Here is a 14,091-nt window from a genome sequence, read left to right on the forward strand (position 1 = left end):
TGTATCTATAAAATTCACTCTCACTTGAACGCTCTTTGTTTTTGCCCAATATTATAAAATACAAAGAATCTCTTTTATATCCAAGACTTTTAGCATAGGGCATTGCATAAGTGGTCTAACTCTTGTATCATTTTTCAACAAACGGAAATAGCGTTCTCTCCCTTCCAGAAAAACGATGACAAAAACAAAGCTTACAGTTGAAAATGTGCCTGATACCATACTTTGTGCTCGTGATCTGTTTCATATTGAAACGGATATGAAGGTGCCCGCCTTCAGTACAAAAAGCCCGCATGTTCCTGATATAGATCCCAATTATCTTTTCGATCAGCAAACAACTTTAGCAATTTTAGCAGGTTTTGCATTTAACCGCCGTGTTATGATTTCTGGCTATCATGGTACAGGGAAATCAACACATATTGAACAAGTTGCGGCACGCCTCAACTGGCCTTGTATCCGCATTAATTTAGACAGTCATGTAAGCCGTATTGATTTGGTGGGAAAAGATGCCATTGTTTTAAAAGATGGCTTACAAATCACTGAATTTAAAGAAGGTATTTTGCCATGGGCTTATCAAAATAATATTGCCCTTGTTTTCGATGAATATGATGCGGGACGTCCTGATGTTATGTTTGTCATCCAGCGTGTCCTTGAAGCTTCCGGGCGCCTTAGTTTGCTAGATCAAAGCCGTGTTATTATGCCTCATCCAGCATTTCGCCTTTTTGCAACGGCAAATACCATTGGGCTTGGTGATACCACAGGGCTTTATCATGGTACACAACAAATCAATCAAGCCCAAATGGATCGCTGGTCTATTGTCACGATACTCAATTATTTGCCCCATGATAAAGAAGTTGATATTGTCTGTTCAAAGATCAAATCTTTTCAGACAACAGAAGGAAAAAAGATAATTTCCAAAATGGTCCATGTTGCCGACATGGTACGCCAATCTTTTATCAATGGAGATCTTTCCACCGTCATGAGTCCGCGCACAGTGATCACATGGGCAGAGAATACGACCATTTTTCAAAATGCTGCTTTTGCCTTCCGGCTTACTTTTCTCAATAAATGTGATGAACTCGAACGCGCCATGGTCGCCGAATTTTACCAGCGTGCCTTTGGAGAAGAGCTTCCTGAATCTCTCATTCATGGTGTTTCGCCTTAAGGAATCTGTCACGCATGGCTACCGATATTGGCGATAACAAAAATTCGACAAAGGATACCTCCCACAACATTCTTAATGCTGAAGCTTTTAAAAAAGCACTTTCCACTTGTATCCGTGCCATTGCTGCTACGCCCAATCTTGAAGTTGCCTTTAGTCATGATCGCCCGTCTTTAAGCGAAAAATATGCCCGTTTACCGGAATTATCGCAACATGCCACAGAGAAAGATATCACCATTAGCCGCGGATTAGGCGATTCCATGGCTCTACGCACAGCATGGCATGATAAGCACATTCACACACAATTTTCACCGCAAGAATTGGAAGCGCGTGCCATCTTTGATGCTCTCGAACAAACGCGCGTAGAAGCAATTGGCACTTTAAGTATGGAGGGAATTGCACAGAATCTTGATGGAATGCTTGCCGATAAATATCAAAGAGCTCATTATCACAAAATTAGTAGCCAAAGTGAAGCCCCCATTCAAGAAGCAATTGCGCTTTTATTGCGTGAAAAAATAACAAAGCGCCCTCCCCCGAAAGAAGCAGGACCTGTCTTAGAGTTATGGCGCCAAGAACTTGAACAAAAAGCTGCTATAGAACTCAATGAACTCACTCATCATATTCATGACCAACAAGCATTTGCCCGGATTGTTCGTCAAATCCTTGTTGCATTAAAAATGGCAGGGCAATTTGAAGAAACCTCTGAGAGTGCAAACAATAAAAAAACGAAAGATGGATGTGAACCTCAAAATCCAGCAGAAAAAGAGAGCCAAAACCAAAAACACGAGAGGAGTGAAGAACAAACAGCCACTGAACAAGAAAGTGATGTACAAGACAAAGGCAAAACCCAAGCAACACAGTCAAGCGACAACAATAAAGATGCAGAAGAACAGGAAAGAGGTTCTAAAAAAAGAGAATCGAGTCATTCTAAACATCTTTTCACTGTTTCAGAACAAATGCAAAAACTTACTGATTATAAAGTTTTCACCCGTCAGTTTGATGAAGTTTTGGAAGCGACGGATTTTTGTTCTGAAAGCGAATTGGATTACTTACGGCGTTATCTTGATAAGCAAATCAACCATTTGCAAAACATTGTTGGGCGTTTAGCAAATCGCTTACAACGCCGCCTTATGGCACAACAAAATCGCAACTGGACTTTTGACCTTGAGGAAGGATATCTCGATACAGCACGGCTTTCACGGCTGATTATTGATCCCATGCAACCGCTTTCTTTTAAAATGGAAAGCAATACCCAATTTCGCGATACCGTTGTTTCATTACTCATTGATAATTCAGGCTCCATGCGAGGGCGACCAATTACGGTTGCAGCAAGTTGTGCGGATATTTTGGCGCAAACTCTTGAACGTTGTGGTGTAAAAGTTGAAATTTTAGGTTTTACCACCAAAACTTGGAAAGGAGGACAATCGCGCGAACAATGGCTCAAGCAAAACAAACCCAATCATCCAGGCCGCCTGAATGATTTATGTCACATTATTTATAAAAGTGCTGATACCCCATGGCGCCGCGCACGACGCAATTTAGGTCTCATGATGCAAGAGGGATTGCTAAAAGAAAATATTGACGGTGAAGCATTAATTTGGGCGCATCAACGCCTTTTATCACGATGTGAACAACGTCGCATTCTCATGGTCATTTCTGATGGAGCTCCTGTTGATGATTCGACACTATCGGTTAATTCCAGCAATTATCTGGAAAAACATCTACGCGCAGTGATTCAAGAAATCCAAAGCCACTCACCAATAGAACTCATTGCCATTGGCATTGGTCATGATGTCACACGCTACTATCAACATGCTGTCACAATTATGAATGCCGACGAACTTGCCAACGCCATAACAAAACAATTAGAAACACTCTTTAGTGATAAAAAAAACCACTCTCATCACCATAAGAGAATTTAAAACAAGCCCTTTATTCTTTACTTGGCTTTTCCCCTTAAAAAAATATTTTCATCACACCATAAAGAGACCAGTCAACTCACTTCGCTCTTTTTTTCACCCCCGCTCCATGAATCATTCTCTTCTTACCAACAAACCAACCATTGCACGCTCAAATGCACACGAAGCACTCCCTACAATAAAAGCCTTACCTTCTTAAGGCCAATACCATTTTTTTTGCAAACTTTTAATGCGCGTTCTCTTGCATTGGAGAGTATTTACACCAGAGTTATATCACCCCACAAAAAACAGAGAGTGCCACAGCATACCACCACAAAATACCATTATATTGAAAAAAGCCATCTCCCCTCAGAGAGCAGATATTTGTGGAATGCTTTTATAAAAAGTCATCACATTTGAAAAAATCAAAACATTGAGAACGCGCACAATCACAAGTTTCTAGAAGAGGGTCATCTCCTACACTCAAAAAGTATTTTGCGGTTATACTAAAAGATAAAAAATCTATAGGAAAATCTTTATACAGCATATACAGCTAAAACGCTTTTGATAAAGACAAGGCAAAATCTTTTCTTCTTTAAAAATAACACAAGAATCAACAATGATTATTTGTTTCCCACAAAAGGCGATTCATCTTTTTGAACGGCTGTGATAAAGGGGAGACTTCACAACGCTAAGAATTGTTCCATAAGGGATTAACATAAACAAACTCATAATAATTTTTATAAAAAAATCGCCACAAGCAAGTGAAAACCAAATGGGAACCCCAACACTTCCCCAAAAAGTGCTTTCCAAAATTGAACTATCGGCATAACCTGTTATTTGATCAAGAAAAGCAAAAAAGCTAGAAAAAGCAAGAGCAAAAAACACAATTGTGTCGAAAGCCGAGCCTACCAATGCTGCTGCCAACGGTGCTTTCCACCATGTTTTTCGCCGTAAAGGAGTAAAAACAGCAATATCAAGAAGTTGCCCAAATAAAAATGCTAAACTTGAGGCGATTGCAAGCCGTGGAGTAGCCAAAATCCAAGAAACAAAGACACCAGCAAAAAAACCAGCATAAACCACACGTCTTGCAGCAGCCGGACCATAAAAACGATTGGTCAGATCATTAATCAAAAAAGCAAAGGGATAGGTAAACGCACCATAGGTTAGCAGCTCATTTAAACCAAACCAATAAACAGGATACTGCACCAAAATATTAGAAGCAGTCACGGAAAGACACATAGCAAAAATCGAAAAGGCAATACACCTTCTCTCTCTCCGTGCTAATAAAAAATCGCTTACTAAAAACATTTTTTAACCTGAAGTATAGAACCAATCAAATACAACGATCAAAAACTTTACAACGAAAAACAATACCTCTATAGAACGAAAAAACAACCAAGCTTTGTCATAACAAAGCAAATTACGCCGCTTGTTCAGCCTTCTGTTCAGCTTTTTTCTTAACGATTTGGCGCTTTAACAAACGCGCACGTTGTGACAATTCTTTATCATCAGCCTTAAGCAAGAAACCATCCAATCCACCACGATGCTCCACCGAACGCAAAGCACTTGCTGAAATACGCAAACGATAATTTTGCTGTAACACTTCTGAAATCAATGTCACATTGCAAAGATTTGGTAAAAAACGACGACGGGTTTTATTGTTCGCGTGGCTAACATTATTGCCATAAAGAACTGCTTTTCCTGTCAATTCGCAAGCACGAGACATAAACTTCACCTTTAAACTCTGAAAAACTCTTAAAATCCCAATATCCACAAAACAGGATGAACACAAAGAGCGCACACCACCCTCTTAAGGAGATATTATTGGAAAGTTGTGCTTTTAATAGGGTGTTGATACCAAAAGGTCAAGTACTTTTGTAAAGTCTTTTTGTCTCTCCTATCAACGCATTCTATAATCTTTTTCCATATTGAAAGACAATATATCATATTTTTTTTTTACACGCACCATGCTAAAAGAATAGCCATTATTCTAAAAGGAAGCATTAATCATGAACAAAACAGTTCCTTCCATGACAGAGCTTCAACAAAAACATTTTCGTTTTTCTTCACTTCTGTTTGGCATGTTGTGTATGTGTTTTTTTCTTCTCTTTAGTGCATTAGGTGTATGGCAAATACAACGATTAAACTGGAAAACGAATCTTATTACCAGTGTTAATAAACGTGTTCATTTGCCGCCCATAAAAGCACCACCACAAGATCAATGGGCTCATATTACCTTTGAGAAAGACGAGTATCGGCCGGTTGTTATTACAGGAAGATTTTTGACGGATAAAAATGTTTTTGTCACTGCTGTTGCTCAAGAGACTACGGGCTATTGGGTTTTAACCCCTTTAAAAACAGCCGATAATAGCCTGACCTTTATCAATCGTGGTTTTATTCCTATGGATGCGCGTCATGACTTTCAAAATTCAGAGCAATCACAAACGAATGCCCAACCCCATCAGGTTTCTGTCGCAGAGACAAAGCAAACCACAATTATAGGTTTACTGCGCATGAGTGAAAAAAATGGTTTTTTTCCACGCAAAAATAATCCGGACAAGAATTTATGGTACACACGTGAGCTCCCCGCTATGGCAAAACAACTTGGTTTATCCCCTGTCGCACCTTATTTCATTGATGCGGGGAAAAAAACAGCAACACAAGGAACCCTCCCCATTGCTGGCCTCACCACTGTGCAGTTTCGCAACAATCATCTTGTTTACGCTATTACATGGTTTATCTTAGCTGCGGGTACTCTTGGTGGTTCTCTGTTTTTGCTACAGCAAAAAAACTACAAAAACACGCCCAAAACACCCACTCCATAAAACGGCTGTTAAACAGCTTTTTTAAAGAGAGACAAACTCCACAACAGAGCATATTCTCCTCTGTTGTATTGAGAATTTTAATTCAGAACTACTTTATGAAATAGCACACAGTAAACATACAAATGCCTGCCTTCCATACGCTCTCTTCACAATAACGCAAATAAAGAAAAGCACCACACCTTGCTCGCAACAAAAGCGCTTCTCAAGGTGCACCATAAATAAATCTTAGAGAGACTTATAAGAATAGCGCCGCGCAACTGAGTCAATATTGCCACGATAAATGCCAAGATCATTCAGTTCATATGTTGAAAGACGACTCAATGCCTTTACTGTCCGCCGATAACGACGCCAATTACTATAGGAATGCAGAATATTCATATCTTTTACTCAAATTTGATTTACCCTCTTTAACGGATAAGAATAGAGCAAATTACAAAAAAGAGTTGTGTTATAACTTCATAACAGATATGCGTTTAAAACATGCCAAAGATTATTTAAAATCTATCTCATTAAAAAAGACCAACCACCCAAATCACTAACGACGGAAATCTCGCACACTTAACCATCGCTAAATCATGCGCATCAGAAGCCACAATCACTTCCTCATCACGCATAAAACCACTGAGGTGGATAACTGCCCGTACCTTGCGCCAACAACTGCCAAAAACCAAATGCACTAAGATAACAAGCGCATGATAGCACTCGCTCTTGTTTGCACGAAAAAGCACCAAAAGCATTAATGGCGGAAATGCCGAATACTTAACCATCGCTAAATCATGCGCATCAGAAGCCACAATCACTGCCCCATCACGCATAAAACCACTGAGGTGGAAAAAACTGCCCGTACTTTGCGCCAACAACTGCCAACAACCAAATGCGCTAAGATAACAAGCGCATGATAGCACTCGCTCTTGTTTGCACGAAAAAGCACCAAAAGCATTAATGGCGGAAATGCCGGATACCTGTAAAAACCATCGCTAAATCATGTGCATCAGCAGCAGCAATCACTTCCTCATCACGCATGGAACCACCTGGTTGGATAACCGCCGTAGCCCCTGCGCCAGCAGCTGCCAACAAACCATCTGCAAAAGGGAAAAAAGCATCCGATGCAACTACAGATCCTTTTGTGAGAGATTGTGTTAAACCTTCTCTCTTTGCACTTTCTTCAGCTTTACGCGCAGCAATTTGCGCCGAATCAATGCGGCTCATTTGTCCCGCGCCAATCCCAACGGTTGCACTATTTTTTGCATAAACAATAGCATTTGATTTAACGTGTTTAACTACCCGAAAAGCAAATTGAAGATCACGCATTTCATCTTGAGTTGGCGCCCGTTTTGTTACCACTTGCAATTTAAGATCATCCACCACCATATTATCACGCGACTGCACCAAAATCCCACCCGCAAGCGTTTTTGCCATAAGTCCTCCACAACGTGGATCAGGAACACCACCTGTTATCAGCAAACGAAGATTTTTCTTGCTTGCAATAATCTCACGCGCTGCCATTGTTGCATCAGGGGCAATAATCACTTCCGTGAAAATTTTGATAATTTCTGCAGCACACTCTTCATCAAGAGTTTGATTTAAGGCAACAATTCCACCAAATGCCGAAACATTATCGCACATCAAAGCTTTCAAATAAGCCTCTTTCAAACTCGCACCTTCAGCAACACCACAAGGATTCGCATGTTTAATAAGTGCAACAGCAGCAGTCTTTTGGGGATCAAATTCTGCCACTAATTCAAATGCCGCATCGGTATCATTCATATTGTTATAAGAAAGTGCTTTACCTTGTAGAAGTTTAGCCGTTGCAACGCCAAAGCGTTTTTCATTATTGCGGTAAAATGCTGCCGTTTGATGCGGATTTTCTCCATAACGCATAACCGTTTCAAGATGGCCAGAAAAACTTTGCCAAGATGGTGTTTCAATTTTTAAATCTTTTGCAAACCAAGCCGCTATCGCTGCATCATAAGCCGCCGTATGTGCATAAGCGCGCATTGCTAACTGGCGCCGCAGGGAAAAACTTAAACACCCCTCATGCTGCTTTAGTTCAGCAAGAACTGTATCATAATCACTCACTGCCGTTACCACAGCAGTATAAGCATGATTCTTTGCTGCAGCGCGGATCATTGCCGGTCCACCGATATCAATATTTTCAAGAATGGTTTGTCCATCAGCACCGGACTGAACAGTCTCTTCAAAAGGATAAAGATTCACTACCAAAAGATCAATTCCATGAATGCCATGCTGCTCCATAGCACTCTTATGGCTAGGATCTTCTCTGACTCCCAAGAGAGCACCATGAATTAAGGGATGGAGTGTTTTGACACGTCCATCCATGATTTCTGGAAATCCTGTAACTTCAGCAACATCTTTTACAGGTAAACCGGCAGCCATCAAAGCTTTAGCTGTTCCTCCTGTTGAAATCAATTCAACACCGTAAGCATGAAGTGCTTGTGCAAAGGCAACCACGCCCGTTTTATCAGACACGGAGAGAAGCACACGACGAACCTGATGCAAATCAGGTATGGGAAAATTTTTTGCAACAACACCCATAACAGGAATCCTAAAAATGAAATGGTTAAAATTCAAGTAAAATCAGCTCATATATTCATAGCACAAGCTGTAACTAAAATATACCGAAAGGATAAAGCTTCTTTCTTATTTCAACATAGAAAGTATAACATGCTGTTTTATCAATTATGATAAGAAGAGAAGCTCTCTTCTCATGAACGGCGAAGAAAACGCCAACGAACTTTTTCTTGAACTGCAGGTTGAAAATATAAAACAATCTGTTGTGTGCGTTGTGGCCCTGTTTGTTCAGCAAAATCAATTGAATCTTCAAGATAAATATCTGCATCAGGAGATATAAAATACCACTCTTGCCCGTTCTCCACAGCTAAATGCACACGCTTACCATCATATTTAACTTTCACTTTTGGGTGAAGATGAAACCGAACCGCAACATTATTTTGTTCACTTTGCGCTTTCTTATCTCTCTTTGAAAGCTTCTTGTTTGGCATAAAAAAGCGGTCAAAACCTTCGATCATATCACCATTTGTCGCTAAGATAAGACCACGCTCATGAACAAGATTAAAAGGACGCACATAACCATCATGGCTAGCAATAAAACCAGTCTTTTCGCCATCCTCTATACGACGCACTTTAACATCCGTTGGCCCCTCGAGCAAAAAGGTATCACCTGTTCTTTTTTTATGAAAAACACCCACGCAGCAATCATTCACGGTTGCTGTTGAGTGTGCAGCAGTAACACGCCCTAAATGTCGATATTCCTCACGTCCATAAGGATTAATTCCCGTATTGATAATAAAGCGGCTTCCCTGTGAAGACATTTCAAAAGACAAACATCCCGAACCAGCATGCTGGGCAGCAGAACGTGGTGGAAATTTTCCTGTATCGGCAAGCACTGTCGTTTGATGAGCTTGTAAACGCTGAAATCCTGAATAACGCGCATAACTAAAAGGCTGCCCTGCTGTCTCATCCAGTTCTAACAGTGCCGACAACCGTTCTGATATAAGGGGTCCCACTCCATTAAAATGCGCCAATGTTTGATCTTCATGGATAAAAAAGCGCAAAGCCGGCAACATACGCTCCACAGAATCAATCAAAATACGCGGTGCGGTTTCATTACTGTGCATAAAAAGGTGGCGCAGCGACAATAAATCTTCTAACAAATGAAGCAAAACGATAGGACTACGAGAAATATGTCCACCATCAACCAAAATTTGGCATGAAAGCTCCTCTATAAGAAAGGTTTGCAGCTTTTTTTTCATTGCCTCTGAAACCGGCAAAGCCAGAGAGGCAAATGTTAAAGCCACTGCTGCTTGTAGGCGTTGATCATTATTTTCCATACTGGAAATCGTGACACGTAAATATCGAAACTGGAAACCAATCGCACGCAAAAAGTGTTTTTCAAACCGCTCACTTGCCCCTTGCAAAAGCATTTTCGCGTGACAAATCCACGAAATTAAACGCCTTGCCACCACCGGAGCACTCCAAGCAAGCCCCTTGACTTTTTTACCCCACTGATCAAGCCAATCTTCTACAAGCGCGCGCGCATGTGCTGTTGCCAAATCGCTCCCAGCTGCTGCCATATGTCGCAACCAATGAAAGTCATGAAGAGCGATCTCCCATTCTGGTGTTGGAGAAACTAACGAAAAAGGGGATACAGCACCAGCATGGACAACATGGCCCGCAAAAGCAAAACGGCCATGGTAAAATTCGTGCGCCATCACCGGATCAGCCAAATGCAAATCAACAGGACAGGCTAAAATTTGATGGGGACGAAATCCTGAAAAACGCCAACGAAACAGTGGGCCAACCCATAAACGCCTTATAAACTGGTGTGCCTCATACACAAAGTCCGACGTCTTTACCTGAGAACCCTTTAACGCAATCGCCACAATCTCATCTCCATCTGTACAGAATCGCGTACAATTTCAGCCATTTTAGTAAATGAACCGTTAATTAAGCTACTTTTCGCAAGCGTGCGGCAAAAAAACCATCCATTCCTAACAAGAGATCGTTATCAGCGTTAAAATTTTCATGACAAAAATCTGCCGGTGTTGTACGCAAAACGCCCTCACACGAAAGCAAATGTGCCATACCTCTCATTTCTTCTGCAAAAATAGGCTCTAAAACAACGTCATTACGTGTTGAGACAATTTTTTCAATGAGATCTTCACCTTCTTCTTTTGCCAAAGAACAATTGGAGAAGACAACGCATCCCCCCTTTTTTACCAAAGCAATTGCTGCGACAAGCAAATCATATTGGTGCGCTGCTAATTTGACGATATCGTCCATCGATTTTGTCCATACAATATCTGGATGACGACGTATTGTTCCCGTAGAAGAACAAGGAGCATCAAGAAGGACAGCATCAAAAAGCTGTTGAGGACGAAAATCTCTCACATCCCCCTGCCAAGTAGAAACCGAAAAATGAAGGCGCTGCATATTTTCCTTTAAACGCTTTATCCGGTTAGCAGAAAGTTCAATGGCTGTCACATCGGCGCCCTGCAAAGCCAACTGTGCGGTCTTCCCCCCAGGACTTGCACAAAGATCAGCAACCCTTTTTCCCTGAATATCCTTAAGTAAAACAGCAGGCAACGCCGCAGCAAAATCCTGCACCCACCAAGCTCCTTCCTTATAGCCCAGTAAATCAGCAACAGAACCATCCCAATTCCTCAGCCGGACTGAACCATTAGGCAAAACAACACCCCCAAGCCGTTTAGCCCATCCCACACTATCCGATTTCACTGTCAAATCGAGAGGCGGCAGAGTACTTTGAATTGCTAAAATTTGTTCTGCTTTTTCTTTTCCATAAGTCGACACTAAAAGCTGGGAAAACCACACTGGCATCCCTTCAATGCGAGGAGGCTGTTGGCGTAACAAGACAGCCTCCCGTGCAACATTGCGTAAAAGAGCATTGACCATCCCTGAAAACCGACGCATACGAGGGTCAAGTTTTGCCACACGCACTGCCAAATCAATAACAGCATGATCGGGGCTATCAAGATAGAGAATTTGTGCCACACTGATATGCAAAAGATGCTGAAGTGCAAGTGCTTGTGAGGGTAAAGGGCGCGCTAAAAAGCGTGATAAAGCGGCTGTAATCTGCCCCCGATGACGCAACGCTGCTGCCAAAATAGCGCGACACAAAGAACGATCTCGCTGCGAAAGCCCCAAATATTGTGGGTGTCCATGTTCATTATCTGTCAAACCCGAAAGAGAGGTCTTTTTATCAAGCACCGCTCCTAAAAGACGAACAGACACCCGCCGCACAGCTAACCCTGGAACATTTTTTTCGGACACACGCCCCGCATTTTCGTGTTTCAAAACAACACCTTTATTCCTTTAAGAGACCAACTAATCAAGGTTTTTTTGAATTTTCATAATGAAGCCAAGAAGGGCGCTTTGTAACGCGCTGAAAATCACTCTTTTGCTGATTTTGCAAGACATTGGCCCTTGTATTAGCATCAGAATCTTGAAAGTTTCTACCCTTCTCATGCCAATCGCCTTCTTCACTCCATCCCATGTTTTTCGCTTTTGATCCCTTCATCATCTCTTCAGCTTGCCGATAAAGAGCAGCAATACGATTTGCCGTTGCTGGATGGGTAGAAAAAAGACTATCCGCCCCTTCACCACTCAAAGGATTGATAATAAACATATGTGCTGTTGCTGGATTATGTTCTGCCTCTTCATTGTATACTATATTCCCACCGCCTGCAATTTTACGTAATGCCGAAGCTAACCATAAAGGATTACCACATATTTCAGCTCCTCGCCTATCAGCAGCATATTCACGCGTGCGACTAATCGCCATTTGCACCAGCATTGCAGCAAAAGGTGCCACCAACATGGCAATAAGCCCCCCGATTGCCCCAGCGCCATGAGAATTCTCAGAAGAATGACGCTGCCCCCCCATAAAAAAAGCGAAATTACCAAGCATTGAGATTGCTCCCGCAATCGTTGCCGTCAAGGTCATCGTCAACGTATCACGATGTTCAATATGTGCGAGCTCATGGGCCATCACTCCGGCAATCTCTTCTGCGCTCAACTTGTTTAACAACCCACTACTTGCTGCAACAGCCGCATTTTGAGGATTACGTCCCGTAGCAAAAGCATTGGGCTGGGCATTATCAATAATATAAACCTTTGGTTGAGGAAGAGAAGCTTTTTTGGCTAAATCGCTTACAATCTTATAATAAGTGGGAGATGAATGCTGATCAACTTCACGCGCCCCATACATGCGTAAAACAATTTTATCCGAATTCCAATAAGAAAAAAAGTTTAAACCACTTGCTATCAAAAGTGCAATGACCATGCCACTGCCCCCTCCAACAAGATAACCAACCCCCATAAAAAGAGCGGTCATAAAAGCTAAAAGCATTGCTGTACGCATTATATTCATTACTCAAAAAACTCCATGATAAAATACAATTAATATTATATGATGGGGTTTTCTTTCTGCTTCTTCAATGGAATAGGTGTAAAATGGATAAAAAAGATGACAAAATAAGAACACAAAATACGACCATAGGCAAACAAAATTCTCTCTCTCCCGCAGCACAACGTGCTTTAGATGAGGCTGAAGAAAGACGTAAACATGAAAAAAATGAAGAAAAACCTTTAGAAAATGGTGGACGCGGTGGCAAAGACCCTTCACGCTATGGAGATTGGGAAATTAAAGGCCGCGCCATTGATTTTTAAAAAATCTCTATTCATTTTTCAAAAGGAGAGCAGTTGTTAGCAAACAACAACTGATAATTCATGATGCTCTTATAAGGGCTCTTAAATATATTTAACCTTCTCATCGCACCTCACCCGCACCTTAAACGACGAGGATTTTTACCCATACCAGTCTGTAAACAATCCAGCTTCTTGTCTAGTGAATTCCACCTGCCGACCATTTGTATGAACCACTGATAGAAGCTTTATAGGAAAATCTCATTCCAAATACGCACGACACACTCTAAAATACGGAATGTATAAAGTCTTACCACGCCTTATATCACAATATCACAACCACCTCACACGGTACTGTTTTATACCATCACGGGATAAATTCTTCAAAAAGGAGGCGTAGCAGCAAAAAGCCATCACATGATAGAGACTCAAAAACTCAAACTACGCCAGGATTTTCAAAGAATTCCATTTATAAAAAAACAAATATCTCCTTACAGAAAACCCGTTTTTGACTGGCAAAAACGGATAATACTCACTTTTCTATAAAATCTTTGCAAGACAAAATTGCTTATTTAAACAGCCACACTTTTTATGCTTCTGAAGTGGCTTCAGCTGCGGCAGCTTCTTCAGCAGCCTGCTTTGCAGCAGCTATGCGTTCTTGTGCCTTTTTGCCTGGTTCACCTTTTTGCGGATTATTGCGGGTTGGACGCTTTTTCAAACCAGCAGCATCTAAAAACCGTAACACACGATCTGTTGGCTGAGCACCCTGACCAAGCCAATATTGAATACGTTCTTCATCAAGTTTTACACGCGGCCCATCTTTCGGCAACATTGGGTCCCATGCACCAACACGTTCAATAAAGCGTCCATCGCGCGGACTACGCACATCCGCAATAACGATATGATAGTAAGGACGTTTTTTTGAACCTCCACGGGACAAACGAATTTTTAATGCCATATTTTTTATCTCCTATTGTCAGCTCTGGCTTTCGTTTAAATT

General features: G+C 41.4%; 12 protein-coding genes and 1 pseudogene. 4 read left to right on the plus strand and 9 right to left on the minus strand.

Annotation, left to right across the window (positions count from 1 at the left end; translation table 11 throughout):
* Positions 1-175: 175 nt before the first annotated feature.
* Together cobS and cobT are read left to right on the plus strand one after the other, a co-directional pair.
* On the plus strand, positions 176-1,162 hold the full coding sequence (cobS, locus tag FS875_RS00730; RefSeq protein WP_144751621.1) for a cobaltochelatase subunit CobS: 987 nt from the start codon (positions 176-178) through the stop codon (positions 1,160-1,162).
* Between the two features lie 14 nt (positions 1,163-1,176).
* Positions 1,177-3,081 carry a cobaltochelatase subunit CobT gene (gene cobT, locus FS875_RS00735; RefSeq protein WP_144751624.1) on the plus strand — a complete coding sequence of 635 codons (1,905 nt, stop codon included), beginning with the start codon at positions 1,177-1,179 and terminating at the stop codon, positions 3,079-3,081.
* Between the two features lie 599 nt (positions 3,082-3,680).
* Here cobT and FS875_RS00740 read toward each other — a convergent pair.
* Positions 3,681-4,368, minus strand: a pseudogene (locus tag FS875_RS00740) (VUT family protein).
* Between the two features lie 112 nt (positions 4,369-4,480).
* Complete coding sequence (gene rpmB, locus FS875_RS00745; RefSeq protein WP_144751630.1) at positions 4,481-4,786, minus strand: 50S ribosomal protein L28; 306 nt, start codon at positions 4,784-4,786, stop codon at positions 4,481-4,483.
* Between the two features lie 283 nt (positions 4,787-5,069).
* On the opposite strand from rpmB, the gene FS875_RS00750 reads away from it, so the two are divergent.
* On the plus strand, positions 5,070-5,885 hold the full coding sequence (locus tag FS875_RS00750) for an SURF1 family protein (protein WP_144751634.1): 816 nt from the start codon (positions 5,070-5,072) through the stop codon (positions 5,883-5,885).
* 225 nt (positions 5,886-6,110) lie between these two features.
* Here FS875_RS00750 and FS875_RS00755 read toward each other — a convergent pair whose 3' ends face one another.
* The 6 genes from FS875_RS00755 to htpX form a co-directional block, all read right to left on the minus strand.
* Positions 6,111-6,263: a DUF1127 domain-containing protein gene (locus FS875_RS00755; protein ID WP_144751637.1), complete on the minus strand. Its 153-nt coding sequence runs from the start codon at positions 6,261-6,263 to the stop codon at positions 6,111-6,113.
* Positions 6,264-6,394: 131 nt separating this feature from the next.
* Complete coding sequence (locus FS875_RS00760; RefSeq protein ID WP_144751640.1) at positions 6,395-6,742, minus strand: hypothetical protein; 348 nt, start codon at positions 6,740-6,742, stop codon at positions 6,395-6,397.
* Between the two features lie 82 nt (positions 6,743-6,824).
* Positions 6,825-8,441, minus strand: coding sequence for a bifunctional phosphoribosylaminoimidazolecarboxamide formyltransferase/IMP cyclohydrolase (purH, locus tag FS875_RS00765; protein WP_144751643.1), 1,617 nt, complete (start codon positions 8,439-8,441; stop codon positions 6,825-6,827).
* Positions 8,442-8,611: 170 nt separating this feature from the next.
* Entirely contained in the window at positions 8,612-10,309 is a 1,698-nt protein-coding gene (locus tag FS875_RS00770; RefSeq protein WP_144751646.1) for a heparinase II/III family protein, read from the minus strand.
* A gap of 64 nt (positions 10,310-10,373) precedes the next feature.
* Entirely contained in the window at positions 10,374-11,741 is a 1,368-nt protein-coding gene (locus tag FS875_RS00775) for an RsmB/NOP family class I SAM-dependent RNA methyltransferase (protein ID WP_144751650.1), read from the minus strand.
* 34 nt (positions 11,742-11,775) lie between these two features.
* A complete protein-coding gene (htpX, locus tag FS875_RS00780; protein ID WP_207999918.1) occupies positions 11,776-12,816 on the minus strand; it encodes a zinc metalloprotease HtpX in 1,041 nt (346 codons plus the stop codon).
* A gap of 83 nt (positions 12,817-12,899) precedes the next feature.
* Here htpX and FS875_RS00785 point away from each other — a divergent pair, with 83 nt between their 5' ends.
* Complete coding sequence (locus tag FS875_RS00785) at positions 12,900-13,115, plus strand: DUF1674 domain-containing protein (RefSeq protein ID WP_144751653.1); 216 nt, start codon at positions 12,900-12,902, stop codon at positions 13,113-13,115.
* Between the two features lie 565 nt (positions 13,116-13,680).
* On the opposite strand, the gene rpsP is transcribed toward FS875_RS00785, so the two are convergent.
* On the minus strand, positions 13,681-14,049 hold the full coding sequence (gene rpsP / locus FS875_RS00790; RefSeq protein WP_144751656.1) for a 30S ribosomal protein S16: 369 nt from the start codon (positions 14,047-14,049) through the stop codon (positions 13,681-13,683).
* Between the last annotated feature and the right edge of the window lie 42 nt (positions 14,050-14,091).

Source organism: Bartonella saheliensis (assembly GCF_902162175.1).

Coding starts and splice junctions, on each gene's coding strand:
- cobS (WP_144751621.1), top strand. CDS start 176: ATGACAAAAACAAAGCTTACAGTTGAAAATGTGCCTGATACCATACTT.
- cobT (WP_144751624.1), top strand. CDS start 1,177: ATGGCTACCGATATTGGCGATAACAAAAATTCGACAAAGGATACCTCC.
- rpmB (WP_144751630.1), bottom strand. CDS start 4,786: ATGTCTCGTGCTTGCGAATTGACAGGAAAAGCAGTTCTTTATGGCAAT.
- FS875_RS00750 (WP_144751634.1), top strand. CDS start 5,070: ATGAACAAAACAGTTCCTTCCATGACAGAGCTTCAACAAAAACATTTT.
- FS875_RS00755 (WP_144751637.1), bottom strand. CDS start 6,263: ATGAATATTCTGCATTCCTATAGTAATTGGCGTCGTTATCGGCGGACA.
- purH (WP_144751643.1), bottom strand. CDS start 8,441: ATGGGTGTTGTTGCAAAAAATTTTCCCATACCTGATTTGCATCAGGTT.
- htpX (WP_207999918.1), bottom strand. CDS start 12,816: ATGAATATAATGCGTACAGCAATGCTTTTAGCTTTTATGACCGCTCTT.
- FS875_RS00785 (WP_144751653.1), top strand. CDS start 12,900: ATGGATAAAAAAGATGACAAAATAAGAACACAAAATACGACCATAGGC.
- rpsP (WP_144751656.1), bottom strand. CDS start 14,049: ATGGCATTAAAAATTCGTTTGTCCCGTGGAGGTTCAAAAAAACGTCCT.